The following is a 26,862-nucleotide window of genomic DNA, read 5'->3' as shown; positions in this document are numbered from 1 at the left end:
CCGAAGGAATCGCATGTCGCACAACTCCGGTCCGGTGAAAGACAGTACCGCCTCGGGTGCCCGATCCGTGGTCCTGACCTGCCTGGCCATCACGATCCTCGACGGTGTCGACCTCATCATGTTCGGAGCCGTCCTGCCGACGTTGCTGGAGACCGATCAGTGGGGAATCACCACCGCAACAGCGGGATTGATCGGCAGCCTGTCGCTGTTCGGTATGATGGCCGGCGCCATGCTGGCCGGCTACATCACCGATCTCATCGGCCGGCGACCCGTCGTACTCGCCTGCATCGTGAGCTTCAGCGTGTTCACCGGGCTGTGCGCCCTGGCCCCGAATCTGGAGGCATTCGGACTGTTCCGGCTGATAGCCGGCCTGGGCTTCGGCGGTGCACTCCCCACCCTGATCGCGCTCACACAGGAATACGTCAAGATCGATCGACGGCAGTTCTACAACGGCGTCATCCAGACCGGCTTCCCCATCGGAGGTGTCCTCGTCTCCATTGCTGCCATCTTCATGATCCCCGCCTTCGGATGGAAATCGATGTTCGCGGCGGGTGGGATCCTCGGCGTCGTCCTGTTCGTCATTGCATTCCGGTATTTGCCGGAATCGATCGCCTTCCTGACGAGCAAGGGTCGGCACGACGAGGCCCGTACGCTGGCGCAGCGCTACTCGGCCGATGCGGACGCCGAGTCGGGAATGGCTCTCGAACAGTCGGGAGGCGCTGATACCGAGCGGAAGTCGGGACTGAAGCTTCTCTTCGCGCCGGGCTACCGGATCGCGACGATCATGTTCCCACTCATCACCTTCTTCGGACTCCTCGTCTCCTACGGCATGAATACGTGGATTCCGCAGATGCTGCGAGCGTCCGGCTACGACCTCGGGTCCGCTCTGACCTTCCTGCTCGCATTCAACCTCGGCAGCGGGTTCGGCATGGTGGTCATCACGGGTCTGGCGGATCGGCTGGGATCGCGCCCGGTGATCTCGGTGAGCTTCATCGGTGGTGCGCTCGCAGTCTCCGCGCTGACCCTGCAGCCGGCACAGGCGCTCGTGTTCGCGCTGGTTCTACTGATCGGTTTCTGTGCTTCGTCCACGACGGGTGTCTACGGATTCGTCGGGGTCTACTACCCGGCTGCCGCGCGTGGCACGGCGCTCGGGTTGGCGGTCGGCCTCGGACGGCTGGGTGGCGTGTGCGGCCCCATCCTCACCGGCCTGATCATGAGTTCGGCCCTGGGAGCGAACTGGGCCTACTACGCGTTCGCATTCGCCGGAGTGGCTGCCGCAGTGCTGGTGTCGCTGGTTCCCCGATCCACTCGAGCCGCGGTCACAGCGCCCGCCACCGTCGAGAAGGCTGCGGAACTCGCATGAGTCCGACTCATACCTCCCGCAGAAATCCTCGACTCGAACCGAGGTACGTGGTGACACAGAAAGGTCGTCCGAAATGAAGATGAAGACAAGATTGACGTGCCCGTGTGGAGTGGCGATCACCGGCACGGACGAAGACGACCTGGTTGCGCGGACGCAGGCGCACCTGACCGAGTCGCATCCGGGAATGGAGTACTCGCGAGACGAGATCCTCTTCATCGCGTACTAGATCTGACACATGGTCGAACAGAGGAGTATTCATGAAGCTCGAAGGTAAAGTCGCGCTGATCACCGGTGCCGGATCCGGTCTGGGCCGTGAGGCGTCGCAGTTGTTCGCATCGGAGGGCGCGAAGGTCGCGGTGGTCGATATCGATCCCGAGCGGGCGAAGGGCACGGTCGCGCTGGTGGAAAAGCACGGCGGCACAGCTGTCGCGATTACCGCCGACGTCCGGATCGAGCAGCAGGTGATCGACGCCGTCGCGGCGACGCTGGCGGCGTTCGGCAAGCTCGACATCGCCTGGGCCAACGCGGGAATCATCTCACGTGGTGGAGTTCCGTCGGTCGCCGGAGGCGAGCAGGTCGAGTTCCAGGATCTGACCGACGCGGACTGGCAGGACGTGATCGGTGTCAACCTGTCGGGTGTGTTCTACACCGCGAAGGCTGCGGTGCCTGCCCTGCGGGCCAACGGCGGGGGTGTCATCCTGGCGACGTCGTCGGCGGCGTCGTTCGTGGCCTACCACAGCATCGCTGCGTACTCGGCGACGAAAGCCGGTGTGAACGGGATGGTTCGGGGTTTGAGTCTGGATCTGGGAAAGTACGGAATCCGAGTCAACGCCATCGCGCCGACGCACGGTATGTCCCCGAACTTCCTGGCTCCGGCAGGCGCGCCGGTGGTCGGTCGGTCCTATGAGCAGGTAGCGGGACCCTGGAATCCCGAGGTGTCGCCGATTCCGCTGAAGCTCAACCGCCCGCCGTCGTTGGCGGACAACGCGCGGGCCGCGCTGTTCCTGGTCTCCGACGAGTCGGCCTACATCTCGGGTGTGACCCTGCCGACCACCGACGGCGGCACATTGTCCCGCGTGGCGATGATGTTCCCGGAGGACGGCAACAACCCTCCGCCCATGGTCACCGGCGACGAGTGAACATCATCCTGTAGTCGGGATCGGGCTCGTGGTGCTCCTTGCCGGCATCTTCACCATCCTCGACAGCGCCGGGTGCGGCGAACCAGCAATGGAAACATGTTGAGGTCGTTGTTCGCCGATGTGTAGTCCGGTCATCTTTCGTGAACCGACTCGCCGTGCGCTCTGGCCGTTCGGTTATCACGGTCCGGGGGGAGTTGGAGCTTCGGCGGAATCGGTGCGGGGCCGGACAAGCAGGACGCCGGCCAGGATCAGCGCCATGCCGGCTGCCGTGAGGACGGTCAGGTGCTCGCCGAGGACGAGTACTGCCAGTACGCCGGCGACCACGGGTTCGACGGCCGTCGATACCCCTGCTGTGGTGGGGTGGACACCCCGGTGCAGTCCGGTGTAGTAGGCGATAAACCCGAGAAGGGTCGACACGAACGTCAGCAACGCCAGTGCCGTCCAGGCCGTCGGCGTCATTGTGTCGAAGGCGACGCCGCTGGCGGCTGCCCACGGCATGCAGAGGATGCCGGCGATGGTGAATGACACCCCGACGAGGACCTGTGACCTCAGGCCCGGGACCGGTCGGCTGTGGACCAGAGTCTGGGCTCCGAAAGCGAGGCCCGACAGCGTCGACAAGGTGATTCCGATAACGAAGTCGCGCCCCTCCGCCGGCGAACACGACCGAGCACCCAGCGGTGAGCAGGATGGTGCGCCAGGTCCGCCAGTTGTGGTGCAAACGGCGGAGCTCACCGGTGACGCCAGCGAGGGCGAGCATCGCCAGCCCGCCCACCGCCATCCGCAGGGCCACGATTGCAGCCCAGGACATCTCGCTGTGGGACGCGGTCAGGGCGCCGGTGACACCGTTGCTCCCCCACAGCATGGCCCCGATGAGGACGAGGGTGAAGCCGCTGCGGCCGTGGGCGGGGGGATGGACCGCCGCTCTCGACGGTCGTCGCTTCTCTCGGAGCACAGGTTTCCTCAGTGATGGAGTGGAGTGCATCGCAAGTCGGTGCGACGCCGAGCCGGTCCTGAGACCTACTGGTTCGCAGCACAACCCGATATCAGGCGCTGACCACCCGTACCGCTTCATTGTCGGCGGTCGTGCTCATGACACACGTGAGGGCGAACTTCTCCGGCGGCGTCGGTGGTGCCGTCTCCTCGAGCGGTCCGACCGAGTGCGCGCTCGCGGCGTCCTTCGTCTCGATGAACGGGTCACCCTGTCCACCCCGGCCACGGTCGACGCCGTACGCCGCAGGCAGTCCGGGGCTCGGTGCAGGTATGTGCGAGTTCGAGTGCCGGCTCGCGTGGGACGAATCACAGGACTCGGGGGAGTCCGACGATCGGACGCCACTCGTGCACCGTGGTGCTGAAGGCATCGCCGATGCGTGATTCGTGACGATGCCGGCATGGCGGGGCTGCCGAGAGGGGCTGCTCGTTCCCACCCGCCGGGATCCACGCGACCGTGCGAGGGAACGGGCCGCTGTGAAGGGGGAGGGCCCGCGCGCGACGCCGATCAGCAGCGCGTGTGCGCCGACGAGCGCCCATACGAAACTCGCTGCAGCGCTAGGCCATGCGCCGTACAGGACCGAGGCCGTGCCGCTGAGCACGCCACCGACGGCATTGGCCATGGCATAGCGGCGAGAGTTGATCGACAACCGGCCGCGATTCGCCAACAGGTACGCCATCATTGTGCCGATCGTTCCCACCCACCCGAGCACCGCCGCGATCACGGCCTCCTCCTCTCACGTTCTCTCACGATGTCACCGGAAGTATGTGGGGAGCCGGGTATTCAGTACAAGTGAAATTCTCTGTATCCAGGGTTTAGGATTTGTGAATGGAGATCGATCCGCGACGGTTGCGTTACCTGCTGGCGGTGGCGCGGGCAGGTGGGATTCTGGCGGCCGCCGACGAGCTGCACATGACCCCTTCGGCGGTGTCGCAGCAGATAGCGCGGCTCGAACGTGAGACCGGTCAGGTGCTGATGACGCGAACCCCGCAGGGCTCGGTGCTGACGGAGGAGGGGACGCTGCTCGCGGAGGCGGCCCAAGATATCGAGCGAACACTGGCCGGGGTGCGGTCACGGCTGCAGCGGGGCGACGCGGAGCTCCACGGCCGGATGCGCATCGCGTGCTTCCAGAGCTTCTTGTCGGTCGTGATCGCCCCCGCCCTACCGCAGTGGCGCAGCAAACTGCCGGGGGTCGCGTTCGACCTCGTCGAGACCGAACTGGAACCTCATCTGCGGTCTCTCAAGGACGGCGAATTCGACGCCGCCATAGTCGAACTCGATGCAGAAGCGTCCGCGACCGCTCCGCCCGCCGGCGTCGCCGAGGTTCCTCTATTCGACGAGCCCTGGAAATTGGTGGTTCCGGCTGGAACGCTGATCACCGACATCACCGACCTCGAACGCACACCCCTGCCGTGGCTGGGTGAGCCCAAGGCTGCGACCGCCTTCCCCGCGCGAAGACTGCGGCATGTAGCGGGCGGCACCAAGTACATCGTGCACCGCTACTTCGGAAGCCAGACCGCACTGGCGCTGGTTGCCGCGGGGGAGGGGATGACCGTGCTGCCGGCACTCGCGTTGCAGGGGATGCTGCTCGAGGGCGTCGATGTCATCGACGTGCCCGGACTCGGCACCCGTCGGGTCGTGCTCCGCAGCTACCCCCGAGGAAAGACCGCCGACAACCTGGTGGCCGCGGTCACCACCTTGCTTCGGGAGGCCACGTCAACTCTGGACTCCGGCAGCCGAATTGATTTCACAGGGTGATGGTCGTCGGCCGAGCGTCCTGGCGGATCTGGGCAGTTCCGTCAGATGATGCCGGTCGACGGTCGTCAGGCCTTGGTGTCCCGCGCGGGGAACTTCCGCGGGGTCCGCTCGCGGGTCAGCCGATCCTGGCGCCGTACACGTGGTGCACCGTCATCGTCATGAGCACCCTGCGGTCGGACACCATCACGGACCGGTACTCGTCCCAGTCCGGGTGCTCACCGGCGGCGGCGCGGTAGTAGCGCACCAGGGCCTCGACCTCGGGGCCTCGGGGGTCGGTCCCAGGTCCGGTGAGCAGGGCAGTGCCGTCGGCAGTAGCCCAGGACCGGCCGTCGGGGGCGGTGACCTCGAGCGTGGAGCGCGGGTCCCGGCGCAGGTTCGCCGTCTTGGCCCGTCCCTCGGTCATCGAGACGTAGAGGACGTCGGCCTCCCGGTCGTAGAAGGGCGTGACGGGGGAGAGCTGGGGGCGGCCGTCCGACTTGATCGTCGCAAGGACGCCGAGTCGGCTTTCCGCGAGAAGCGTGCGCGGGTCGAACGGTGGAATGGTCATGTTGGGTCCAAGTTGTAGGTAGGTGCAGGGTATTCCCGTGATACGGAGCGACCCGTCGACCAGCAACTGGCCTCGATCGTTACCGATGCAGCGACGGCTCGGCCCCGGATCAGGGACTGACCGGGGCGGGTGCCCGGTGCGCGCAAAAGTAGGTAGTCGTGGCGTGTAGCGGCGATCTATGCATCTCTCATGGTCACTGCCGACGTCAGGTCGCGACTGCCCCACCCTGGTAGGGGGCAATCGATCAGCACTTGGTGGCGAAGCAGATCCAGAGGCGCAAGGGTGTATCGCAGGTCACTCGGAGGTTGTTCGCCCCTGCGCTCGGCGTCGGAGCTCAGATCGGCGGCTCTGCCGCGTGTCGCGGCGAAGTTAAGTATCTTGAGACACCTCAGTATGTTTAACCGAAGGGACACCATGACCCGCACCATCGCAGTGGTCAACCATAAGGGCGGCTCGACCAAAACCACGAGCACGGTCAACCTCGCCCAGGCCCTTGTCGAAGCCGGCTACACCGTCCGCGTCGTCGACCTCGACCCACAGTGCAATGCCACCACCTGGCTCGGCGCCACGCCCGAAGCAGTCGACAACGATGTCCTGTCGGTGCTCATGATGGTGGCGAGCATCGAGGACGCCACCACGATCACCGCGTCCGGGATCCACCTCGTTCCCGCCACCAAGGAACTCGATTCCGTCGGGCCCTACTTCCTCAAGAAACCCGGTGCGCACGGCGTCCTGCGCAAAGCCCTCGCCGGCGCACCCGACGTCGACTTCAACCTCCTCGACTGCCCCGGCGACTTCGACCACCTGACCATCAGCGCACTCGTCGCCTGCAGCGAAGTGCTTGCCGCCGTCATGACGGGAGCGATGGAACTCGAGGCGCTCATGCGCATCGAGAACTACATCACCGAGCAGGTCGAGTTGCTCAACCCCACTGCCCGGCTCAATCACATTCTGTGCGGCCGCGTCGAACTCGGTCAGGTCATCGACCAGCAGGTTCTCGCCGCGCTCCGCGAGACCTACCCCGACCAGACGATGCGCACCATCATCCCGAAGTCCGTTCGTGTCAGCGAAAGCTACAGCGCCGAAGAACCCGTCGTCCGGTGGGCACCGTCCTCCTCCGCTTCACGCGCCTACCGCGACGCCGCCCGAGAACTCGTCGAAAGGATGCCCCGATGACCGCGACACGTAAGCCCGGGCTCGCCAACAACCCCCTCGAGCGCCGCCAGTCCCGCGCCGGGGCCCACTCGGACGGGACGTTCGCGAGAACTCGTCGCAGGGAACTGCTGGTCGGCGTGACACGTGAACCCGGGCCCGCCGGCAACCCCCTCGAACGCCGCAAGCCGCGACTGCCGAACCTGGTCGAGCAGTGCGTGGACGTCGCACAGGTCGCACAGGGTGCAGCCCTCGGCGAGGAGAAGAAGCCTGCAAAAAGGGCCCCCGCAGGCAAGAAGCAGGAATCCGTCTACATCGAGCCCGCCAAGGTCGAACACGGCAAGGATGCCGTCGCCGCCATCAGTCACATCGCCGGCGCCCCCCACACGTGGCCCGATCTCGTCGACGAAGCCCTCGCCCACTACCTCGCCGTTCTCGAACGCAGGTACAACAATTGCGAACCCTTCCCGCCGCGCGACGCCGAACTCGTCCGGAGACCACGCGTCAAGTAGGCCGCTGGGAGCAGCCACCACGACGACACCGGAAACCACGCCGGCGTGCCATCCCACCGGTAGCAGCGAGTGCGCACCTGGGACAGTGACGCCGCAACAGCCGTGTGCCCATGCCCGACGGAACGGCGTCGGAAAAATTCTTCGAAGAAATCCGGGAGGCGGTGTCCGATCCGGGCGGTCGCGTTCGTTGAGGGGGTGAGGCCGCCCACCGGGGGCGGCGCCAAGGTATAGGAACCGCGACCATGAAGCTCACAACCATGACTCAGGTCACCGTCGACGGAGTGGTGCAGGGAAACGGCGGCGCGTCGGACGAGGACCGCCGAAACGGATTCGAGCGCGGCGGATGGGCCCTGGGTAGGGGTGACGACGCGACCCACGCGTTCATCAAGCAGACCTACCAGCGCGCCGACGCGTTCCTGCTCGGCCGGCGCACCTACGAGCTGTTCGCCGGCTCGTGGGGATCTGCGACGGAGCAGGATGTCCCCGGATGGGAGCCCGTCATGCGGGCGCTGAACACCCAGCCCAAGTACGTGGCATCGACCACGCTCACCGATCCCGAATGGTCGGGCACCACCGTCCTGTCCGACGACCTCGCGGCCGCCATCGCGGACCTGAAGGCCGAACCGGGGGGTGAGCTGCAGGTGCACGGCAGCGGCACCCTGACCCGGTGGTTGCTGGAGAACGATTTGATCGACGAGATGACTCACATCGTCGTTCCCGTCGTACTCGGCCAGGGCGCGCGGTTGTTTCCGGAGGCCGGCCCGGACCTTCAGCTCGACCTGATCGAGTCGCGGGTCGACTCGAAGGGCGTCACGATCCAGGTCTACCGGCCGGCGGGCCGCCCGCAGTACGCGGCGGCGTGAACTCCCCCGACCGGTACACCACCAGAGGAGAGGATCTTGACATGCAGTATCTGGTTTCCGTGATCGACGACAAGAACAATCCGGGCAGCACGGACCGGCAGCCTGCCATCAGCGAGTTCAACGAGCGACTGATCGCCGACGGCTACTGGGTGTTCGCGGGCGGACTCGCCGACACCACCACAGCCACCGTCATCGACAACCGCGGCGAGCAGGCGGTGTTCAGCGACGGGCCGTTCGTGGAGTCGAAGGAGTACCTTGCCGGCGTCTGGGTGTGGGAGGCCCCCGATCTGGATGTGGCGCTCGCGCTCGCCGCCGAGGCGTCGAAGATCTGCGATCGGAAGATCGAGGTGCGGCCATTCCAGTGAGCGGCGCCGCCGAAGCGGTCACCCGGGCGCACCGCGAGGAGTGGGCTCGGGTGGTCGCCGCCCTGACCGGGCGTTTCGGCAGCCTCGACGTCGCGGAGGAGGCGACGGCCGAGGCGTTCGCGACCGCCGTCGAGCGGTGGCCTGCCGACGGTGTGCCTCCCAACCCCGGCGCCTGGCTGACCGCGACCGCCAACCACAAGGCCATCGACCGGATCCGCCGCGAGAGCAAACGCGAGGACAAGCACAAGGAGGCGCAGGTGGTGTACGACGACCCGCCCGAGCCTCCCGGCGCCATCGACGACGACCGGCTCCGGCTGATCTTCACCTGCGCTCACCCGGCCCTGGCGATGGAATCCCGCGCGGCGCTGACGTTACGTATGGTCGGCGGGCTGACCGTGCCCGAGATCGCCCGCGCGTTCCTGGCGACCGAAAGTGCCGTCGGGCGTCGGATCACCCGCGCGAAGGACAAGATCAAGGCGGCGCGGATCCCCTATCGAGTGCCGACCGCCGACGATCTCCCGGCGCGGGTGTCCGGCGTCCTCGCTGTCCTGTTCCTCGTGTTCAACGAGGGTTACCTGGCGACCGGCCCCGACACCGATCCGGTACGTCACGACCTGACCGCCGAGGCGATCCGGCTCACCCGGCTGATCCGAGACCTGCTGCCCGACGACGGGGAGGTGGCCGGGTTGCTGGCGCTCATGCTGCTCACCGAGGCCCGCCGCACCGCCCGGGTCTCGGCCGGCGGCGAACTGGTCTCTCTCGCCGAGCAGGACCGTGGGGCCTGGGACGCAGCGCTGATCGCCGAGGGCCACCGGCTGGTGCGCGAACGCCTGGCCGCTGCCGCCGCCGGGGTGGCTCCGGGGCGCTACCAGATCCTCGCCGCGATCAACGCCGTCCACACCTCCGCCCGCGACACGCGCGACACCGACTGGTCGCAGGTCCTCGCCCTCTACGACCAGCTCGTCCGCATCGACCCCTCGCCGATCACTGCCCTCAACCGGGCCGTCGCGGTCGCCGAACTCGACGGCCCGGAGGTGGCACTGGCGGCTGTCGACCGTCTCGAGCACACGTTGGCCGGCTATCACGCCTATCACGCGACCCGCGCCGACCTGCTACGCCGGATGGGCCGCAGTGAGCAGTCACGCGCCGCCTATGACGAAGCCATCGACCTGGCGGGCAACACCGCCGAGACCGCCTATCTGACCCGTCGCCGCGACCAACTGCGGTAGGACTGCGGCCCAACAGTTTTGCCACCGAGGTCGGATGCACCGGCCTCCGCGAGACCCGCACCGCGGTGGAGGTCGCGAGTCTTGACACGGCGTCGTTCCCGGCGATTGACTGGTCATAGCTCGTGGCATCTCGCCGGATCGTGTTCTGGGAGGTTGACTTATGCGCAGCACAGGTTCGGCGGGTCACGGACCTCGACGCGGAGCAATCCGCCACCGCAGGACGTTCTCGGCACTGGCACTGATGGGAGTGTGCCTGCTCACCCTGGCAACTGCCCGGACCGCCGGCGGCGAACCGGCCGTCGACACCGGGTTCTCGATCCCGTTCTCCGGGGCACCCGGCTACGAGCGCCTGGCCCCGACGCAGCTGACGAGTCCGGGTCAGCTCAACGCGCCGCTCGGTCAGCAAACGGCAGACGAGATCGCCGGTCAGATAGGGCTCGACAGGGCCGACGTGCTATCCGAGCAGCAGTATCAGGACCTCGTCACCGGCGGTGGAGTCGGAGGTAACAGCGACGCCGCCGAGGTGATTGTGGCGTGCGCCCGGATCCTCACCAATACGAACGACCGTCCCCTCTATTCCGACGTCGACGGCCGGAACACACCGTCCGTCCTGGCCAGTTACGGGCTCTACGTGAACCCCGACGGACTGCTGGAGAGCCCGGCCAACGCGGACGCGCCGACGAGACAGGTGAACTCGTTGCTCGCTCCCGGCGGCTTCGTGGGAACCTGGTTGCGGAACAACGGTGCGACGCACACCCTGGTAGCGCTGTACGAGTCGGCGTACACGGTGCAAGCAGCATATGGCTTTGCAGCGCAACAGATTTCGGGTGCGGCTCAACTGGTGACCAACACCGAGGGCGGCGTGAGTGCGGAGGTCGGCATGTCGATGGCGCCGCCGCTGTGGATCGTGAACTTCGCACTGCTCTACATACTGCAGCCGTCCCTGGCGGCCGCGATGCCTGCCTACTGGGCTCCCATTCCTCCGGCGGTTGCCGACGCCGTACGGTCGAGCCCCACGGGCCAGGTTCCCTTCCGTGACTATGCGTCCTACTTTCAGTGATCCATCGCCGGATTCGGCAGCCGAGCCCGGTCGCGGGGGTTGGTCGCGTCGCTGCGAAACCGGATGCTGGGGAGGTACCTTGGTCGGAGGCGCGCGTGAGATGAAAGTGACGGCTCCATGTCTCCCGGTGACAGGACGAACGGGGGAAATCTTCCCCATGAGCTGACGAGTTTCGTCGGTCGTCGCCGTGAACTCGGCGAGGTTCGCCGTCTGCTGTCGGTGTCGCGGCTCGTGACGTTGACCGGCATCGGGGGCGTCGGAAAGACCCGGCTCGCGCTGCGGGTCGCCGCCGATTCTTCCCGCGCGTTCGAGGACGGTGTGTGGTTGGTCGAGTTGGGGGAGGTGTACGAGCCGGGCGCGGTCGTGGACGCGGCGCTGTCGGCGTTGGGTCTGCGCGAGGGCGCGGGCGCCGCACCCGAGGCACTGCTCGCCGATTTTCTCGAGCCGCGGAAGCTGCTGCTCGTGCTGGACAACTGCGAGCATCTCGTCGAACCGGCCGCCGACCTGGCCCGTCTCCTCCTGCGCGCGTGCCCGGAGCTCCGGGTGCTCGCGACCAGCCGGGAACCCCTCGGAATCGGGGGCGAGGCGGTGTTCCGGGTGCCACCCCTGACCATGCCGGACCCCCACCGCGAGAGCCGGGCCGGCTGCGTACTCGACCACTACGAGTCGATGAGCCTGTTCGCCGAACGCGCGGCGATGGCGGTCCCGGGCTTCGCCATCACCGAGACCAATCAGGACGTGGTGGCCAGGATCTGCCGTCGACTGGACGGTCTGCCGCTCGCGATCGAGCTGGCGGCGGTGCGGCTGCGGGCGATGTCGGAGGATCAGATTCTGCGACGGCTCACGGACCGGTACGGCCTGCTGACCACGGGCAGCCGCGGCGCGCCGGTCCGGCAGCAGACCCTGGCCTGGTGCATCGACTGGAGCCACGAGTTGTGCTCGCCCGCCGAGCGGGAGCTGTGGGGCCGGCTGGCGGTCTTCTTCGGCAGCTTCGCGCTCGACGCGGTCGAAGGCATCTGCGCCCACGCCTCGGCGGCGGACCAGGTGGTCGACGTGGTGGGGTCGTTGATCGACAAATCGATTCTGATCCGGGAAGAGGCCGGGGGAGTGGTGCGGTACCGGCTGCTCGAGACGTTGCGTGACTACGGTACGGAACGGTTGCAGGAGACCGGGGAGTTCGCCTCGCTGTTGCGACGGCACCGGGACTGGTACGAACAACTGGTGCTGCGGGCGGAGGCCGAATGGATCAGCTCGCGGCAGGTGGCCTGGCTGGCGCGGCTGGACACCGAACTACCCAATGTCCGTGCGGCGCTGCAGTTCTGCCTGACCGGTCCGACCGAGGCGGGTGCGGGACTGCGGATTGCGGCGGCGCTGTACCCGTACTGGCGCGTGCGGGGCCGGCTGCGGGAGGGCATGCGGTGGCTCGCGCAGCTACTGGCGATCGAGGGCGGCACGGCAGGTGTGGAGCGGATCAAGGCGCTGTACGTGCTCAGTGCGCTGTCCGGGCTCAACGGCGACCCGGATGCGTCGGCGCTGTACGCCGAGCGCGGCGCCGCGATGGCTGCGGAGGTCGGCGATCGGGTGGGCGAGGCGCTGATGGCCGACGCCGCCGGTTGGCATGCTCACTTCACCGGCGAGTCCGCGGCAGCCTGCGAGTATTTCGAATCCTCGCTCCCGGTGTTCCGGGCGGACGGCAACCCGCTGTATCTGATGTGGTCGCTGCTCGGGCTCGCGCTGGCCGGTGACGCGGCCGGAGACCGTGCCCGCAGTGAGGAGTGTCAGCGGGAGATTCTGGCGGTCACGGAGTCGCGGGGCGAATCCGTGTACCGGGGATGGTCGCTGTGGGGCGCGGCGATGGGAGCGTGGCGGCGGGGCGAGGCTTCCCGCGCGAAGGAGTTGGTGACGAGCGGGTTGCAGCTCGCGCGGTTGGTGGACGACCGCATCAGTGCGATGGGGTGTTTGGAGCTGCTGTCGTGGATTGCGGTGGACGACGGGGAGCCTCGGCGCGCGGCCCGGTTGATGGGAGCCACGGAGGCCCTTGCCCGCACGGTGGGGAGTCAGAGCACCATCTTCCCGAACGCGCACCTTCAGCACGCCCGGTTCGAGGGGGAGGCCCGGCAGGCGATCGGTGACCGCGGGTTCGAGTCGGAGTTCCGGCAGGGCCTCGGAACGCGGTTCGACGAGGCCGCGGCGTACGCCCTCGAGGAGACGGGTCCCTCCGACGGCCCGGCCGAGCCGGGGTCCACGAGCCTCACCCGGCGCGAACAACAGGTCGCCGAACTCGTCGCCGAGGGCCTGACGAACAAGGCAATCGCGGCCAGGCTGGTCATCTCGCAACGCACCGCGCAGGGGCACGTGGAACACATCCTGTCCAAACTGGGCTTCAACTCCCGTGCGCAGATCGCGGCCTGGAGCATCGAGCAGAGGCGCGGCGAGTAACGCTGTGATGAGGGGGTTGTCGGCACCGCCTACGATTCTCCGGGTGACCGATTACGACGATCTCGACATGTTCGGTGGCCTCGACGCCTCCACCCTGCCCTCGCGCCAGCAGCGGATTCTGGCAACGATCCGCGACTGGGCCGCCACTCACGGCTGCTCGCCGAGCACCCGGCAGATCGGGGACGCCGTGGGCCTGCGGTCGACGTCGTCGGTGTCCAAGCACCTGAAGAGTCTCGAGGAAAAGGGCTTTCTCCAGCGGGGCTCGGCGATGGCCCGGCAGTTGGACGTGCGCCCGTTCCTCTCCGAGACGAAGCAGGGGCGTTCGTCCGACAACAACGTGACGGTACCGGTGGTCGGCGACATCGCGGCCGGCGCACCGATTCTCGCGGAGGAGCACGCAGACGAGATGCTGACGCTCCCTCGCGAACTCGTCGGCTCCGGCACCGTGTTCGGGCTTCGGGTGCGCGGCGAGTCGATGATCGACGCCGCGATCTGCGACGGCGACGTCGTCGTCGTGCGCCGCCAGGACGAGGCCCATTCCGGTGAGATCGTCGCCGCGATGATCGACGGCGAGGCCACGGTGAAGGTGCTCCGGCGCCGCGACGGCCACGTCTTCCTCGAGCCCCGGAACCCCGCCTACACCGTCATCGACGCCGACGACGCGGTCATTCTGGGCAAGGTGGTATCCGTGATGCGGCGGATCTGAGCCGTCGACAACGCTATCGCGTTGCCCCTGTTCATCGACCGCCGCGAACTCCTTGCGCCCGAACCGGATCGGGCACGGTTGGCAGCGGGGCCCCGCGACAGACGTCAGATGCCGCCGCGCGACACCAGCTGCGAGACGATGACGTTGCGCTGGATCTCGTTGGTGCCCTCGCCGACGATCATCAGCGGCGCGTCCCGGAAGTACCGCTCCACGTCGTACTCGGTGGAATAGCCGTAACCACCGTGGATCCGAACGGCGTTGAGGGCGATGTCCATCGCCACCTCGGACGCGTACAGCTTCGCCATGCCCGCCTCCATGTCGCACCGGTCACCGCTGTCGTACTGCTCCGCCGCATGCCAGGTCAGCTGCCGGGCCGCGGTCAGCTTCGTCGCCATGTCGGCGAGGTAGTTGCCGATCGACTGATGCTTCCAGATCGGCTGACCGAAACTCTCCCGCTGCTGCGCGTACGCCAGGGAATCCTCGAGCGCCGCCGTCGCCACCCCCAGCGCCCGGCAGGCCACCTGGATGCGGCCGGTCTCGAGGCCCTTCATCATCTGACCGAACCCCTTGCCCGGGGTGCCGCCCAGAATCGCCGACGCCGCAATGCGGTAGTTGTCGAACGACAGCTCACACGTCTCCACCCCCTTGTAGCCGAGCTTGGGCAGATCCCGCGACACCGTCAGACCCGGACCGTGCTCGACCAGCACGATCGAGATCCCCCGATGCTTCGGGGACGCCTGCGGGTCGGTCTTGCACAGCAACGCGATCAACCCGGACCGGCGCGCGTTGGAGATCCACGTCTTCGACCCCGAGATCACCAGATCGTCACCGTCCGCCTTCGCGGTCGTCGACATCGCCTGCAGGTCCGAACCGCCCCCGGGCTCGGTCAACGCCATCGTCGCCCGGATCTCACCGGTCGCCATCTTCGGCAGGTACTGCTGCTTCTGCTCCTGCGTGCCGTACAGCGACAGCAGCTTCGCGACGACGGTGTGCCCACCCATCGCCCCGGCCAGGCTCATCCACCCGCGGGCCAGCTCCTGCGTCACCTGCGCGTAGCAGGGCATCGACACCGGCGATCCGCCGAACTCCTCCGGGACCGCCAGACCGTAGATCCCGATCTGCTTCATCTGCTCGATCCACTTCTCGGGGTACTCGTTCGCGTGCTCCACCGCCTGCACCGTCGGCTTCACGTCGCGGTCGACGAACTCCCGGATCGTCTTGACCAGGAAGGTTTCTTCTTCGTTCAGCTTGCTCATGACGTATCTCTCTGTTGTCGCTGGATCGGTAAGCGGCGTGAACTACCGCAGAATTTGTACGGCCAATGTGTTCTACACGGTGGTGGTCGCGCGCAGGCCGTCGATGTCGGCGTCGGTGTAGCCGAGTTCGTGCAGCACCGACGTGGTGTGGGCGCCGCACGTGGGCACCGGGTCGAATCGTGGTTCGACCCCGGCGAGATTCGCGGGCGGCAACAGCGCCCGCACCCGTCCGCCGGGGGTGTCGACCTCGCGCCAGCGATCCCGGCCGGCCAGGGAGGGATGCGCGAGGAAATCGGACACCGAGCCGAGCCTGCTGTTGGCGATCCCGATCTTCTCGAGCAATGCGAGTGCTTCGTCGGTGCTCATCTGGCGGGTCCGAGCGGCGATCAGAGCGTTGCATTCTTCGCGGTGGGCAACTCGCATCGAGTTGCGGCAGAAACGCGGATCGGACTCGACTGCCGGATCGCCGATCACCTCCGCGCAGAACGCCGACCATTCCCGGTCGTTCTGCACCGACAACAGCACCGTGCCATCGGAAGTCGGGAAGGCGCCGTATGGGGCTATGGTGGCGTGTTCGGCACCGACCCGGCGTGGTTGCGTGCCGCCGTACTCGGTGTAGTAGGCGGGGGAGCCCATCCACTCGCCCAGCGCTTCGAACAACGCCACCTCGACCGCCCGCGCGGTTCCCGTGGTCGCCCGCGTGAACAAGGCGGTCAGGATGCCGCTGTAGGCGTACATTCCGGCGGCGATATCGGCAATGGAGATGCCGACGCGGGAGGGGCACGCTTCCGGACCGGTCAGTGCCATGACGCCGGATTCACCCTGCACCAGCATGTCGTAGGCCTTGCGGTCCGACCACGGGCCGGTGTTGCCGTACCCCGACACATCGCAGGGGATGAGGGACGGATGGCGCTCCTGCAGTGACTGCGCGTCGAGGCTCATTCGCGCGGCGGCGCCGGGCGCGAGGTTTTGCACGAAGACATCGGCGGTTGCCAGCAGCTTCTCCAGGATCTCGCGTCCCGCCGCGGATTTGAGGTCGAGGGTCACCGACTCCTTGGAACGGTTGAGCCACACGAAGTAGCTCGACTCGCCGTTGACGGTTTCGTCGTAACGACGTGCGAAGTCGCCGGCCCCGGGTCGCTCGATCTTGATCACCCGTGCGCCCAGGTCGGCGAGTTGGCGAGTGGCGAACGGCGCCGCGACGGCTTGCTCGATGCTCACCACCGTGATGCCCGTGAGCGGCAGAGTGGACTGGGACGTCATGTCGGCCCTTTCTACGAAATGTACGGCCATTTTGCCCACGCGGCCCGGTGGGAGTCAATCGGTTCCCGGCGAAGCTTTACAGTCCGTTGAGGTTGGGCACCCGGGCCGAACGGATCGGTCGGCGCTCACATACGGGACGCACCGGCCGGCACCTCAACCGTGATGACGCCGATACGCCTCGACCGCGCCCGGGTGGCGAGGGATGCCCGCGGTCTGGATCAACGACCGGACGTCGAGGAACTGGGCGCCGACGGTGTCGGGGGGAATGAGGTCCTGTGCCCGGTCGATCAAGATGTCGACGAGAGCGCCGGCGACGGCGTCGGGGAGATCGGGTGAGGCGACGAGCAGGCTGGGAACGCCTACCGTCGGGGTCTCCGCGGTATCCCCGTATGCACGCGCGGGGACGGATACCGGTTCGTACATCGGTCCGTACCGTGCACGCATCTGCACGTATTCGGCGGACAGGTCGAGGAGCCGGATCCCGCCGTCGGGGCCGTGACCCGGTCGCGGGATGGCGGCGGGGGTCGGCACACCGCCCGCCCACAGCGCGGCGGCGACCGTGCCGTCCCGCAGGGAGTCGAGGACGGTGGTCAGTGACACCGGTCGGATGGTCACGTCGTCGACGGTCAGCCCGCTCGCCTCGAGGACCCGGCGACCGGTCTGGGCGGTCCCCGATCCGGCTGCGCCGAGGCTGATCGCCTGCCCTCGGAGATCGTTCATCGAACGGAAGGGCGACTGCATGGGAACTGCGCACTGGAAATAGTTCTCGTAGACCCGGCCGATGGCGAGGAGGGGTGTGGTCGCCTCGGCGGCGGAGTCGGCGAGCGTCAGCCCGACGAGTACCTCTCCCGACGCCAGCAACGACAGGTTCTCCAGGGAACCCGTGGTGTAGCGCACCGCCAACCGCAGATCCCCGCCGGCGTCTGTCGCCGCATCGGCGAGCAACTCCGCGAAGGTGGCCTGGAAGCCGTCGCGCTCGCCGGACGCGATCTCGTAGGCTCCCGCGGGCTGGGGCCGAGCGCAAGCGGCCAGGGTCGCGGTCGCAGCCACCCCGCCGAGGAACTGTCGCCGGCTAATCATCGTCCACGTTCTCCCGGTGGTGCTCGAGCCACAAGCGTACGCGCAGGCCGCCGCCGGGAGCCTCGTCGAGGGCGAGCCGGCCGCCGTAGGCCGCGGCGACGACCTCGACGATGGAGAGCCCGAGTCCGGTCCCGGTCTGATCGCTGGCACGGAAGAAGCGTTCGGTGAGTCGCCCGCGGACATCCTCCGGTACCCCCGGGCCGTCGTCTGCCACCCACACACAGATCTCGGGACGCTCCGCGGCCGGTTCGATCGCAACGCCGATCTCGATGCGCGGATGCGGTCCCGCATACCGCGACGCGTTGTCGATCAGCACGTCCAGCACCTGTGAGAGGTCGTTCTCGCCCATCCCGACTTGAAGGTGGTCGATGCCGGCAGGGACGACCGTCTCGAGGTGGGCGCCACGCTCACCCGCGGTGACCGACCAGAAGTCGACGCGGTCGGCGATCACCGACAGCGCATCGCAGACCGCGTCGGAGCGGCCGCCTCCGAAACGCGGTGTCTCCGCCGACGCGAGGGAAAGGAGCGAGTCGAGGATCGACTGGAGTCGTCGGGCCTCCTCGGTGACACTGTGATAGTCCTCGCGCGCGCTGTCCGGTATTCCGTCGTCAAGGAGGTCGAGGCGAAACTGCAAGGCCGCGAGTGGGTTCCGCAACTGGTGGGCGGTATCGGCGATGAGGCGTTGTTGCACGTCCGCGGCTCGGAGGACGGCCGAGGACATCACGTCGAACGAATGCGCGAGCCGGCGCACCTCGGGTGGGCCGCCCGCCGCGGTGGCCGGCAGGACGGATTGTGGCGGCCCCGAAGCCGGCGGCACCTTCGCGTCGGGCATGCGGCGGATGAGTTGCACGATTCCCTTGGACAAGTTTGCAAGCGGTCCGAGTACCCACCGGCTCAGGGCGATCGCGAGGGCGCCGAACGCGACCAATGCCACCAGGGCGCCGGCCGCGATCACGGCCCATTGCCGGAGGATGTCGGACCGGGCCTCCGCGGTCGAGGCGCGCAGCACGATGGTGCCGTTCACCTGCGCACCCGACCCCACGGGTTTGACGAACAGGGCCTCGTCGTCGCTCCACGGGAACAGCCGCTCGACGGTGGAGACCCGTTCGTTGCGCAGTCCGCTGCGAATCGCGGCCTCGATTCCGGGGTCGTTGCTGTCGAGCCCGACACCGAGGGTGGGCACTCCACGCGTGGAGACGACCAGCACGCCCTCGCCGTACACGTCGTCGTACGCCTCGACCTCGCCTGCGATTCGGGCCGGATCGCCGGTCCGGACGTACTCCTCCGCGAGAACGGCGAATCGCTGGATGTCTCCCTCACGGCCGAGGGTGAACTCCTGGGTCCGCGAGTCCGCGGTCGCGATCGCGAGGGGAATGGCGAAACTCGCGACCGCACAGGATCCGAGTATGGCGAGGATGAGGAGTAGTCGTCGGCGCATGTCTGGTTCAGCACACCCATCGGTAGCCGAAACCGCGGATGGTGCTGACGAGCCCGGGACGGTTCAGTTTGGCTCGGAGGGTGCCGATATGGACGTCGAGGGTACGGGAGACGGCAACGAACGCGTCGCCCCAGACGCGGTCCATCAACTGTTGCCTGCTGACGGCAGCCCCGGGATTCTCGAGCAGAATCTCGAGGAGAGCGAACTCCTTCGATGTCAGATCGACATCCGTGCCTGCGACCGTGACGGTGTGAGATTCGAGATCGACCCGGACGTCTCCGGTGACGACGGTGCGCGGTGCGCCTCCTCGGGCGGCGAGGTTGCGGCGCCGCACAACTTCGATGCGGGCGAACAGTTCGGCCATGCGCGCGGGTTTGACCAGATAGTCGTCGGCGCCGCCGCGCAGGCCGCGGACCACCGAGCGCTCGTCGTCGCGGGCGGTGAGGATGATGACCGGGATGTCGCTGACCTGGCGGAGCTGACGCAGAACCTCGAGGCCGTCCTTGTCGGGCAGGCCGAGGTCGAGCAGGACGAGTTCGACCTCGCCGTGGTGGAGCAGCAGTTCGGACCCGAACTTCATCCGGACGGGCTGATGAGCCTGGCGGGTGAGCCCGGCGACGAGGGCGTTGCCGACGCCGTCGTCGTCTTCGACCACTGCAATGCGCATAACCGGCATTGTCCCCCCGGGCCGGTGGGCCGGGGGGACAATGCCGGACGAGGTGGGATCAGACACGCTCGAGTTCGAGGTCGTCGCGATCCTCCTCGCGTCCGTCGCGTGCCTGGGTTGCAGGTGCGGCGTCGAGGGCGGTCGCGCCCTTGCCCTTGGGCATGAACAGTGCTGCGACCAGGGTCAGCGCGGAGCAGCCGACCACGTAGTAGAAAAATGCCGATTCGTGCCCGGCCTGCTTGAGGGCGAGCGCGAGCGGCTCGGCCGTGCCGCTGAACAGGGCGGCGGTGATCGCGTGCGGCAGGCCGACACCGAGTGCGCGAACCTTCGTCGGGAACAGCTCCGCCTTGACGATCGCGCTCAGCGCGCTGTAGGCGGTCACGATGACCAGTCCGGTCATCATCAGGCCGAACGCGACGAATGCGTTGGTGGTGTTGCCGAGCACGGTCAGGATCGGCACGGTCAGCACGGTGGAGCTGATGCCGAAGAAGAGCATGACCTTGCGGCGGCCGATGCGGTCGGAGATCAGTCCGGCGACGGGCTGGAGCAGCATGTAGATGAACAGCGCGGCGAAGTTGATCCAGGCCACCGTTTCCGGGGCGATCCCCGAGGTGTTGATCATGTACTTCTGCAGGTAGGTGGTGTACGTGTAGAACGCGACCGTGCCGCCGATGGCGAGGCCGAAGACCATCGCGAGTTGCTTCGGGTACTGCAGCAGCAGGCGGAGAGTGCCGCGCTTGGCCGACGGCTTCGCGCCGGCCGCCTTCTCGGCCGCGATCTCGGCCGCTTCCTCCTTGTACTGGTCCGACTCGTCCATTCCACGCCGGAAGAGCATCACCGTCACCGCAGCGACCGCACCGATGACGAACGGAATGCGCCACCCCCAGGCCTGCATCTGATCCATGGTGAGAAGCTGCAGCAGGATGATCTGGACACCGAGCGCGGCGAGCTGACCCAGAATGATCGACACGTACTGGAAACTCGAGTAGAAGCCGCGGCGGCCGGGTGTCGCGACCTCGGAGAGATACGTCGCACTGGAGGCGAATTCACCTCCCACGGACAGTCCCTGAATCAGCCGCGCCGTCACCAGCAGCGCCGGGGCGAGCATCCCGATCGCCTCGAAACTCGGTGTCGCGGCGATGATCAGCGATCCCGCCGCCATCATGAGCACCGACAATGTCAGCGCGTTCTTCCGCCCGTAGCGATCCGCGTATCGGCCCAGGATGTAGCCGCCGATCGGGCGCATGAGGAACCCGACGGCGAAAACCAGTGCCGTGGAGAGTAACTGGGCGGTCGTGCTGCTCTGCGGGAAGAACGATGCCGCGAAGAACACGCTGAACGCTGCATAGACGAACCAGTCGTACCACTCCACGAGGTTGCCGATGCAGCCGCGAACCACGTTCGCGACGACTCGCCTCTCGCCGGTCGACGACGCTGGGTTCGAAGTCGTGTGTCGCATGATGTTCCTTCCTCGACTGCTGTGATCGTGCATAGGCACTGAAACCAATGTGGCTGTCCTCACAGCGGTAGGGAAGGGAAGGGGATCGTTCCTTACATTCGCTTTAGACGACTCTCCGTTGCGTCCGGGCATCCCCGAACGCACATTCCGAACCGGCATCGAGATATCACGAACCGGCATTGGCCAGGCCCACCCATGGTTGGCGGTAGGGCGGTATTCGAACCTTGCAGTATTCGTAGCCTGAGCTACTTCTCAGACGTGGTCGGGGCAGAGAAGATCGGGCGTGATGGTCCATCCAGCGTCGGCGAGCCAGTGTCGAACCGGGCCGGCCAGCTCATTCTCCTCGGCCAGCTCAGCGATACGTATGGCATCACACGCCACGCGAGGGGCCTTTCTGGAACGGTCCGGTGTCAGCGAGGAGATTGACCGAGAGTAAGTCGGAACGACGGCCCGTTTCGCGAAGAGATGCGTAGACCGAACGCCTACCGGAGCACCGGTTGACGATCGATGACCGGGGCCGAGTGTGCCCTACATTGTGAGAGCTCCCGCTCTATACCGAAGGGTTAGCTGAAGATCGAATGCCCGACCAGGTCCAAGGCGACCACGCGGTGCCCGGTCGCCGCCAAGGCCGGCGACGTGGTAGGCAGACCTTTCAATCCTGCTCTATCGCGAGCTGAGCGCGGGCCTCCGGCGTGTCGACGTACACGCGCCACTCGGCAACCTCGTCGTGCCTGACCACCGCAGTCCACAGCGTCGGCCCAGCCAATGCCGGCTCCGAACAAACCGAATGCCCGACGGCCGTGGCGACATCACCCCGCGCGGTGACCGACGTGAAGATGTTGCGGTAGTCCGAGAACGATGCGAAGAACACCCGCCACGCGTCGAGGCAGGGCTTCTTACCCGAGATGATGCCACCCTCGGTATCGACGAAGGTGTGGTCATCGGACATCAACTCAGACAGTGCGTCGGGGTCTCGCCGATTAATGCATTCATTGAACCGAACAGCCACGAACACCGGATCCGGCGCAGGCCCGTCTGTCACGGGCTTGATCCTAGCGAGGGGGCGTTCCAATGTTCTCAGATCTCTACGTAGGGCGTCCGAATCCGGGAACCTCGAGCCATCGGCAGACGGCCTGCTCGTAGAGGTCAGGGGCCTCGACGGGAAGCAGGTGGCCGACGTCATCGATGGGTCGGGGTGTCCAGCCCGGCCGTTGGGCGTGCTGGGTGAGCGAGGTGGGGTCGACAAGGTGATCGTCCCTGCCCCACAGCACAAGTACGGGCACCGGCACGGAATCGAGTGCCTCGTTCGTCGGCCGCTGTGTGATGAACATGGCCTTGACGATCGACGCGAACGCCGTCGCCGTGCCCGCGAGCCGTTCCGGGTGCTCGCGGGCCGCCTCGAGGCCATCGAGCCACAGGTCGACCTGCGCTCGTGAGACACGGGCCGGGTCTCCACCGATGAAGTCGGTCCGGCCACCCGAGATGGAGCCCGCGTCGTCGATCGCGATTCGCTTGGCGTCCAGTATGCGCCGACCCGCCAGCCGCAGCACCATGCGTGTCGTCGGCGGGCCGACTGCGACGGCGAGGCGTCCCAGCGTCTGCCACCCGAGCGCCTCGGCTGGTGACGTCCGGCGCCAGGGCAGCGCCGGGGCCACCAAGACGACTCCCCGAGTCTTCTCGGGCATCCTCGTGGCGGCCAGCGCGGCCACCAGGGCACCCGTCGACCAGCCGTGCAGCACCACCTGGCTCTCGAGGCGGAGCTGCCCGGCGAAGGCCGACACGAAGCGCGCGTCCAGGTCCGCGCGTGGCCCATGCCGATATGGATCACCGGTGTGGCCGGCGACCGTCCCCGGGAGGTCGACGGAAATCACCGGCCCGAGCTGGCGCAAGTGCGGGACGAGATCGATCCACATGCTCGCGCTACCGGTCATCGGGGGCACCAGCAGGTGAACTGGTGCGTCGGGCGGCGCGCTCGACGCGGGCTCCGCTCGGACATAGTGCACGGGCACGCCGCACACGCTCGTCGACACGCTGCGCAGCCCCGCCCACTGCTGCGACCGGACGCCCCAGTCGTCGTATCGCACAATGATCCCTTCCTCCTTCCCATGGTATTCGGAAGCCGGAGGGGGCGACGATGGTCATAGCGGTCCATCACGAGAGCCGCGGATTCCACAATCGCGTCGCCATCGCGCCTCGTCGACACCACTTCTTATCCGGGGCGGACCCCTGTGCGCCCGGTTACCGGTAATTACGGGTTCGTGAATCGGGAACCCGCACCGGGAGGAGTCGGCACCAGGGCATGCCGCCGGCCGCCGGCGGCTCGTCCCGAAAGTGGATCGGCTAGCGGAATCCCCCTATCCGCCGGCGCGCTGTCAGCCAAACTGTCTCGCTGGTGGTTTTTCGAACTCCCGGAACTCGCGAGGCGTGGCCCTCCCCGTGCGCCCATTGGTTTGTACAGAGCTTTGCCGGTGATCTCCCGTCAGGGCTGCACCGGCCGCTGCTGATCGAGGCGCAGTCGGAGCCGTAATCTCTTGGTTGACCAGCATGTTGAGCGAGACACCCTGCTCTTCAGCTTCGATTGCCAGGGTCCGGTGCACCTGCCTTCGACAAGTATGCACGCTTACGGTTCATCCCAGACCCGGCCTATCCGGCACAAACGGAAGGCGATGCCCAACGCGATCCGACGGGGGCTGTCCGACAACGAACAGCTCGGGGTCGTCCTGGCCGAGCTCGCCCACTACACCGGCACACCTGATGACTGCTACTTCTACATCTGGGACGGGTGGCCGAGCTTCACCGCCGACGATCCGACGCCGAAGATCTCGATCCCGAACCGCGACTACTTCCTGTTCCACGGAACACTTGCCGACGTCGCCGACTGGGACGCCACCCACATCTTGGAATTTCGCATCGGGATTCTGGCCGGCAAGTGAATCCCGAGCCATATCGTCGATTGTTTGAGGCGGACGACCACCAATGATGGGTTCTTTGGGATCGGTCTCGTTCCAGTCCTCTTCGGGTGCGCTCGAGTTGTCGGTCATGGAACTGCGGTCCTTGTCGGATGGAAGTGAGGGCGCTGCGGCGTTGTTGATGAGCCTGCCAACCACAACGCCGGTGACGACGACTGCTCCGGGGGCAACCAACAGAGGCTTTCGTACGGCGACTCCTTAGGCTTCGATTGCCTACAGATCAACGTTATCCGTCGACCAGCACCCACTGGCAGAGTTCAGCGACCGCACACTGCCCAAGGATGAGGTCGACGCCCAACGCAGGCTGGCAACAGTAGGTGCTTTTTTTGCGGAACCTTCACCGGGGCGAGACAGGCGCCCAGCGCATTGCGGGCAGCAGCCGGCGCCCGTCCCGGAGCACGCTGGTCAGGAAGCAACCGTGGTTACGTCGAGGACCAGTTTCCCTCGGACGTGTCCTGCCCGGCCCTCTTCCTGGGCAGCCTGCGCCTCGGCGAGGGGATACACCGAGCTGACCGTGGGCCGCACTCTGCCGTCATCGACGAGCCTGGAGATCTTGGTCAGCGTGTCAGCGTTCGGCTCGACACTGAAGTATCGCGTCCGTATACCGCGTCGCTCGGCGTCGGCCTTGACCTCGTCCGGGACCTCTGTTGGCAGGGCGACGAGAACCCCGTCTCGCTTCAGCACGTCGAGGGATCGCTGTTGGACTTTGCCGCCGACCGTGTCGATCACGGCGTGCACCGGAGCCACCGACGTCTCGAACCGCTGCTCGCGGTAGTCGACGAACTCGTCAGCGCCGAGCGAGTTCACGTACTCCCGGTTGGAGCCGGACGCGGTTGCGACCACGTGCGCTCCCAGGGCCTTCGCAAATTGCACGGCCAGATGGCCGACACCGCCCGAGGCGGCATGGATCAACACGCGCTGCCCTGGTTGGAGACCGGCCTCGTCGACGAGTGCCCGCCACGCCGTCAATCCGGTCATCGGCACCGCCGCCGCTTGTATGTGGTCCAGGATGGGCGGCTTGGCGACGACCTGACTGGCGGGGACTGCCGTGTACTCGGCGTAGGCGTTGCCGGGTTCGGGCAGCCGAACCATTCCGTAGACGCTGTCGCCCTGCTGGAATCCGCTGACGCCGTTACCGACCACTTCCACTACTCCCGAGATGTCCCACCCCGGAATCCACGGCAGCGGAACATCGGGAAAGTGTTCGAACCCGCCCGCGCCCAGCAACCAGTCCAACACGTTGACCCCCGCAGCATGCACCCGCACCACGAGTTCGTCCTCGGCAGGCTCCGGACGGGGGGCATCCTCGTAGACGAGATTCTCCGGTCCGCCATAGGCGTGGAGCCGCACCGCTTTCATTTCTTCCATGTTCCTCTTCCTCTCCGGCCTTTGTCACGCCGGTGACGGCAGAAGAGATGTCAGGAATTTGAGACAGACATGCGGTGGCCAAACCGTGAGACAAACCAGAAACACCCTCGTCGCAGCTTCTCGAAGAAGCCACCCGCAGACCCTACAAGCGGGAACAAGTCCGGCCGTCAGTACGGCGGCGGACCAAGACGCTGGCGTCGACGGGCATTCCGAGATCCGGCGGGGGTCGGGGACGTTCGTGCGGGCACGCACCGACATCGGCGGGCTGCTGGGGCGGTAGGTCGCGGTCGCCGAAATGCTGAACGTCTTCGGTTCTGCCGGAGAAGATCGAGCATCAAGAGCGGGAGCGTGAAGCACACACGGCCGCGGAAGATTCCACTCGCACACAGTCCTGAGCGCGCCGTCTTTGGCGCGGTCGATGAACGTACTGGCCGGTCGCAGCGGTATGAATCCGCGAAAAGGGGCCGATCTGAAGTGGAACCTCAGGGTGCCTACCTGCGCAAAGGCTGGATGGGTGGGTCGACGAAGAAGAATCCTCGGCACATCGCGGCACCCGATCTGCTGGACCGGGACTACCGCCGCGACCGCACCGAACCGTATGTGGGTGGCGGAGTAGGTCTGCGGGCGATGTCGAAAACGATGTGTTCTGCTCCGTCCGGCAGTGCCCGCGCTGCCGATCGTCGGGGTGAGGCTCCGTGCTGTGATTCTGTTGTGTAGCAACGTATCCGTCTGCAGATCGAAGGGGTTCGAGCAGGCGTGGCGACCGCGGATCGTCCCGAAGCGTCCTCAAGACTGCGGAATTCTCGACGTGATGCAGCGCGGTGGCGGGTGCGGGTGTCCGCGGGCCGCAGTGCCGGTTGGTGGATCTGGTGCCGTCTCGGGGATACGGCGGTGGGGGAGCTGACCTGGCTCGCTCGGGATGTCGGCGAGGTCGCCGAGCAGTACCGCGACGACGACCACCGGTGACGGCTCTCCGCTGATTTGACGGGCTCTGGACCTGATGTGAGGACACTGGACTGAGCCTGGCGTCGGCATGGCCTGATGGGTGTTCTGCGGCCCCTGTGCCCTGTGCCCTGTGCCCTCTGCCCGGTACCAGGCGTGCTCGCCGAGGCCGGTGCTATGGGGAAGCCCACATCGTCGGTACCCAGGAATCGGCGAGGGTCGCGGACTGCGGCGAGCGATGCCGCGGCGGTCGGCAACATGACGAGTTGCACTTTGTTTTCGAAGGGGTACACGTAATC

General features: G+C 66.9%; 26 protein-coding genes and 1 pseudogene. 14 read left to right on the top strand and 13 right to left on the bottom strand.

All coding sequences use genetic code 11. The features are described from left to right. The first annotated feature begins 13 nt into the window (after positions 1–13). The 3 genes from ROP_RS15640 (at position 14) to ROP_RS15635 (ending at position 2,502) form a co-directional block, all read left to right on the top strand. Positions 14–1,363 carry an MFS transporter gene (locus ROP_RS15640; RefSeq protein WP_012690366.1) on the top strand — a complete coding sequence of 450 codons (1,350 nt, stop codon included), beginning with the start codon at positions 14–16 and terminating at the stop codon, positions 1,361–1,363. 73 nt (positions 1,364–1,436) lie between these two features. Then, positions 1,437–1,589: a DUF1059 domain-containing protein gene (locus ROP_RS40710; protein WP_012690365.1), complete on the top strand. Its 153-nt coding sequence runs from the start codon at positions 1,437–1,439 to the stop codon at positions 1,587–1,589. A gap of 31 nt (positions 1,590–1,620) precedes the next feature. Next, positions 1,621–2,502 (top strand): SDR family NAD(P)-dependent oxidoreductase, encoded by an 882-nt coding sequence (locus tag ROP_RS15635; RefSeq protein WP_012690364.1) that lies wholly within the window; start codon positions 1,621–1,623, stop codon positions 2,500–2,502. A gap of 177 nt (positions 2,503–2,679) precedes the next feature. Here the strand turns inward: ROP_RS15635 and ROP_RS15630 are convergent, their stop codons facing one another. Both ROP_RS15630 and ROP_RS40435 read right to left on the bottom strand, forming a co-directional pair. Then, positions 2,680–3,234 carry a DMT family transporter gene (locus ROP_RS15630; RefSeq protein ID WP_012690363.1) on the bottom strand — a complete coding sequence of 185 codons (555 nt, stop codon included), beginning with the start codon at positions 3,232–3,234 and terminating at the stop codon, positions 2,680–2,682. Positions 3,235–3,545: 311 nt separating this feature from the next. After that, entirely contained in the window at positions 3,546–4,214 is a 669-nt protein-coding gene (locus tag ROP_RS40435; RefSeq protein WP_012690362.1) for a hypothetical protein, read from the bottom strand. Positions 4,215–4,318: 104 nt separating this feature from the next. Here ROP_RS40435 and ROP_RS15620 point away from each other — a divergent pair, with 104 nt between their 5' ends. After that, positions 4,319–5,248, top strand: coding sequence for a LysR family transcriptional regulator (locus ROP_RS15620; protein WP_012690361.1), 930 nt, complete (start codon positions 4,319–4,321; stop codon positions 5,246–5,248). Between the two features lie 115 nt (positions 5,249–5,363). Here ROP_RS15620 and ROP_RS15615 read toward each other — a convergent pair whose 3' ends face one another. Beyond that, positions 5,364–5,795 carry a PPOX class F420-dependent oxidoreductase gene (locus tag ROP_RS15615; RefSeq protein ID WP_012690360.1) on the bottom strand — a complete coding sequence of 144 codons (432 nt, stop codon included), beginning with the start codon at positions 5,793–5,795 and terminating at the stop codon, positions 5,364–5,366. A gap of 414 nt (positions 5,796–6,209) precedes the next feature. On the opposite strand from ROP_RS15615, the gene ROP_RS15610 reads away from it, so the two are divergent. From ROP_RS15610 to lexA, 8 genes are all read left to right on the top strand, one after another. Next, complete coding sequence (locus tag ROP_RS15610; protein ID WP_012690359.1) at positions 6,210–6,971, top strand: ParA family protein; 762 nt, start codon at positions 6,210–6,212, stop codon at positions 6,969–6,971. Continuing rightward, on the top strand, positions 6,968–7,459 hold the full coding sequence (locus ROP_RS15605) for a hypothetical protein (RefSeq protein ID WP_012690358.1): 492 nt from the start codon (positions 6,968–6,970) through the stop codon (positions 7,457–7,459). The genes ROP_RS15610 and ROP_RS15605 overlap by 4 nt, the downstream gene beginning before the upstream one ends. 242 nt (positions 7,460–7,701) lie before the next feature. Then, positions 7,702–8,322, top strand: coding sequence for a dihydrofolate reductase family protein (locus ROP_RS15600; RefSeq protein ID WP_012690357.1), 621 nt, complete (start codon positions 7,702–7,704; stop codon positions 8,320–8,322). A gap of 41 nt (positions 8,323–8,363) precedes the next feature. Then, positions 8,364–8,687: a YciI family protein gene (locus tag ROP_RS15595; protein ID WP_012690356.1), complete on the top strand. Its 324-nt coding sequence runs from the start codon at positions 8,364–8,366 to the stop codon at positions 8,685–8,687. Further along, positions 8,684–9,916, top strand: coding sequence for an RNA polymerase sigma factor (locus tag ROP_RS15590; RefSeq protein ID WP_012690355.1), 1,233 nt, complete (start codon positions 8,684–8,686; stop codon positions 9,914–9,916). Before ROP_RS15595 ends, ROP_RS15590 begins: the two co-directional genes overlap by 4 nt. Positions 9,917–10,076: 160 nt before the next feature. Further along, positions 10,077–10,976 (top strand): hypothetical protein, encoded by a 900-nt coding sequence (locus ROP_RS15585; RefSeq protein ID WP_012690354.1) that lies wholly within the window; start codon positions 10,077–10,079, stop codon positions 10,974–10,976. A 117-nt stretch (positions 10,977–11,093) separates the two neighbouring features. Beyond that, positions 11,094–13,415, top strand: a complete 2,322-nt coding sequence (locus tag ROP_RS15580) for an ATP-binding protein (protein WP_012690353.1) — start codon at positions 11,094–11,096, stop codon at positions 13,413–13,415. A 43-nt stretch (positions 13,416–13,458) separates the two neighbouring features. Then, positions 13,459–14,121 carry a transcriptional repressor LexA gene (gene lexA, locus ROP_RS15575; protein ID WP_012690352.1) on the top strand — a complete coding sequence of 221 codons (663 nt, stop codon included), beginning with the start codon at positions 13,459–13,461 and terminating at the stop codon, positions 14,119–14,121. A 104-nt stretch (positions 14,122–14,225) separates the two neighbouring features. Here lexA and ROP_RS15570 read toward each other — a convergent pair whose 3' ends face one another. From ROP_RS15570 to ROP_RS44145, 9 genes are all read right to left on the bottom strand, one after another. After that, entirely contained in the window at positions 14,226–15,377 is a 1,152-nt protein-coding gene (locus ROP_RS15570; RefSeq protein ID WP_012690351.1) for an acyl-CoA dehydrogenase family protein, read from the bottom strand. Between the two features lie 72 nt (positions 15,378–15,449). Continuing rightward, positions 15,450–16,640, bottom strand: a complete 1,191-nt coding sequence (locus ROP_RS15565; RefSeq protein WP_012690350.1) for a CaiB/BaiF CoA transferase family protein — start codon at positions 16,638–16,640, stop codon at positions 15,450–15,452. A 153-nt stretch (positions 16,641–16,793) separates the two neighbouring features. Then, a complete protein-coding gene (locus ROP_RS15560; protein ID WP_012690349.1) occupies positions 16,794–17,720 on the bottom strand; it encodes a TAXI family TRAP transporter solute-binding subunit in 927 nt (308 codons plus the stop codon). Then, on the bottom strand, positions 17,713–19,158 hold the full coding sequence (locus ROP_RS15555) for a sensor histidine kinase (protein ID WP_012690348.1): 1,446 nt from the start codon (positions 19,156–19,158) through the stop codon (positions 17,713–17,715). Before ROP_RS15555 ends, ROP_RS15560 begins: the two co-directional genes overlap by 8 nt. Positions 19,159–19,165: 7 nt before the next feature. Further along, positions 19,166–19,825, bottom strand: a complete 660-nt coding sequence (locus tag ROP_RS15550) for a response regulator transcription factor (RefSeq protein ID WP_043824821.1) — start codon at positions 19,823–19,825, stop codon at positions 19,166–19,168. A 58-nt stretch (positions 19,826–19,883) separates the two neighbouring features. Continuing rightward, positions 19,884–21,284, bottom strand: a complete 1,401-nt coding sequence (locus ROP_RS15545; RefSeq protein WP_043824819.1) for an MFS transporter — start codon at positions 21,282–21,284, stop codon at positions 19,884–19,886. Between the two features lie 652 nt (positions 21,285–21,936). Then, positions 21,937–22,467, bottom strand: coding sequence for a nuclear transport factor 2 family protein (locus ROP_RS44820; protein WP_080512483.1), 531 nt, complete (start codon positions 22,465–22,467; stop codon positions 21,937–21,939). Beyond that, a complete protein-coding gene (locus ROP_RS15535; RefSeq protein WP_012690344.1) occupies positions 22,370–23,368 on the bottom strand; it encodes an alpha/beta fold hydrolase in 999 nt (332 codons plus the stop codon). The genes ROP_RS44820 and ROP_RS15535 overlap by 98 nt, the downstream gene beginning before the upstream one ends. 288 nt (positions 23,369–23,656) lie before the next feature. Then, positions 23,657–23,881: a toxin-antitoxin system HicB family antitoxin gene (locus ROP_RS44145; RefSeq protein ID WP_231868927.1), complete on the bottom strand. Its 225-nt coding sequence runs from the start codon at positions 23,879–23,881 to the stop codon at positions 23,657–23,659. Positions 23,882–23,950: 69 nt separating this feature from the next. Here ROP_RS44145 and ROP_RS42620 point away from each other — a divergent pair, with 69 nt between their 5' ends. Next, complete coding sequence (locus ROP_RS42620; protein ID WP_231868926.1) at positions 23,951–24,217, top strand: hypothetical protein; 267 nt, start codon at positions 23,951–23,953, stop codon at positions 24,215–24,217. Between the two features lie 441 nt (positions 24,218–24,658). On the opposite strand, the gene ROP_RS15525 is transcribed toward ROP_RS42620, so the two are convergent. Further along, a complete protein-coding gene (locus ROP_RS15525; RefSeq protein ID WP_012690342.1) occupies positions 24,659–25,621 on the bottom strand; it encodes an NADP-dependent oxidoreductase in 963 nt (320 codons plus the stop codon). A 170-nt stretch (positions 25,622–25,791) separates the two neighbouring features. Between ROP_RS15525 and ROP_RS45260 the strand changes: the two are divergent. Then, positions 25,792–25,898, top strand: a pseudogene (locus ROP_RS45260) (FadR family transcriptional regulator); the annotation flags it as partial. Positions 25,899–26,862 lie beyond the last annotated feature (964 nt).

The organism is Rhodococcus opacus B4, from assembly GCF_000010805.1.
In the GTDB taxonomy this organism is placed as follows: domain Bacteria; phylum Actinomycetota; class Actinomycetes; order Mycobacteriales; family Mycobacteriaceae; genus Rhodococcus_F; species Rhodococcus_F opacus_C.
This window is presented reverse-complemented; position numbering and strand designations above follow the sequence as displayed.

Excerpts from the sequence above, each read along its gene's own strand:
- ROP_RS15640 (WP_012690366.1), top strand. The coding sequence starts at position 14 with ATGTCGCACAACTCCGGTCCGGTGAAAGACAGTACCGCCTCGGGTGCC.
- ROP_RS15605 (WP_012690358.1), top strand. The coding sequence starts at position 6,968 with ATGACCGCGACACGTAAGCCCGGGCTCGCCAACAACCCCCTCGAGCGC.
- ROP_RS15555 (WP_012690348.1), bottom strand. The coding sequence starts at position 19,158 with ATGCGCCGACGACTACTCCTCATCCTCGCCATACTCGGATCCTGTGCG.
- ROP_RS42620 (WP_231868926.1), top strand. The coding sequence starts at position 23,951 with ATGCCCAACGCGATCCGACGGGGGCTGTCCGACAACGAACAGCTCGGG.
- ROP_RS15600 (WP_012690357.1), top strand. The coding sequence starts at position 7,702 with ATGAAGCTCACAACCATGACTCAGGTCACCGTCGACGGAGTGGTGCAG.
- ROP_RS15615 (WP_012690360.1), bottom strand. The coding sequence starts at position 5,795 with ATGACCATTCCACCGTTCGACCCGCGCACGCTTCTCGCGGAAAGCCGA.
- ROP_RS15610 (WP_012690359.1), top strand. The coding sequence starts at position 6,210 with ATGACCCGCACCATCGCAGTGGTCAACCATAAGGGCGGCTCGACCAAA.
- ROP_RS15550 (WP_043824821.1), bottom strand. The coding sequence starts at position 19,825 with ATGCGCATTGCAGTGGTCGAAGACGACGACGGCGTCGGCAACGCCCTC.
- ROP_RS15635 (WP_012690364.1), top strand. The coding sequence starts at position 1,621 with ATGAAGCTCGAAGGTAAAGTCGCGCTGATCACCGGTGCCGGATCCGGT.
- ROP_RS15585 (WP_012690354.1), top strand. The coding sequence starts at position 10,077 with ATGCGCAGCACAGGTTCGGCGGGTCACGGACCTCGACGCGGAGCAATC.
- ROP_RS15560 (WP_012690349.1), bottom strand. The coding sequence starts at position 17,720 with ATGATTAGCCGGCGACAGTTCCTCGGCGGGGTGGCTGCGACCGCGACC.
- ROP_RS15570 (WP_012690351.1), bottom strand. The coding sequence starts at position 15,377 with ATGAGCAAGCTGAACGAAGAAGAAACCTTCCTGGTCAAGACGATCCGG.
- ROP_RS15565 (WP_012690350.1), bottom strand. The coding sequence starts at position 16,640 with ATGACGTCCCAGTCCACTCTGCCGCTCACGGGCATCACGGTGGTGAGC.
- ROP_RS15545 (WP_043824819.1), bottom strand. The coding sequence starts at position 21,284 with ATGCGACACACGACTTCGAACCCAGCGTCGTCGACCGGCGAGAGGCGA.
- ROP_RS15620 (WP_012690361.1), top strand. The coding sequence starts at position 4,319 with ATGGAGATCGATCCGCGACGGTTGCGTTACCTGCTGGCGGTGGCGCGG.
- ROP_RS15525 (WP_012690342.1), bottom strand. The coding sequence starts at position 25,621 with ATGGAAGAAATGAAAGCGGTGCGGCTCCACGCCTATGGCGGACCGGAG.
- ROP_RS15580 (WP_012690353.1), top strand. The coding sequence starts at position 11,094 with ATGTCTCCCGGTGACAGGACGAACGGGGGAAATCTTCCCCATGAGCTG.
- ROP_RS15595 (WP_012690356.1), top strand. The coding sequence starts at position 8,364 with ATGCAGTATCTGGTTTCCGTGATCGACGACAAGAACAATCCGGGCAGC.
- ROP_RS40710 (WP_012690365.1), top strand. The coding sequence starts at position 1,437 with ATGAAGATGAAGACAAGATTGACGTGCCCGTGTGGAGTGGCGATCACC.
- ROP_RS44820 (WP_080512483.1), bottom strand. The coding sequence starts at position 22,467 with ATGACGTCGGCCACCTGCTTCCCGTCGAGGCCCCTGACCTCTACGAGC.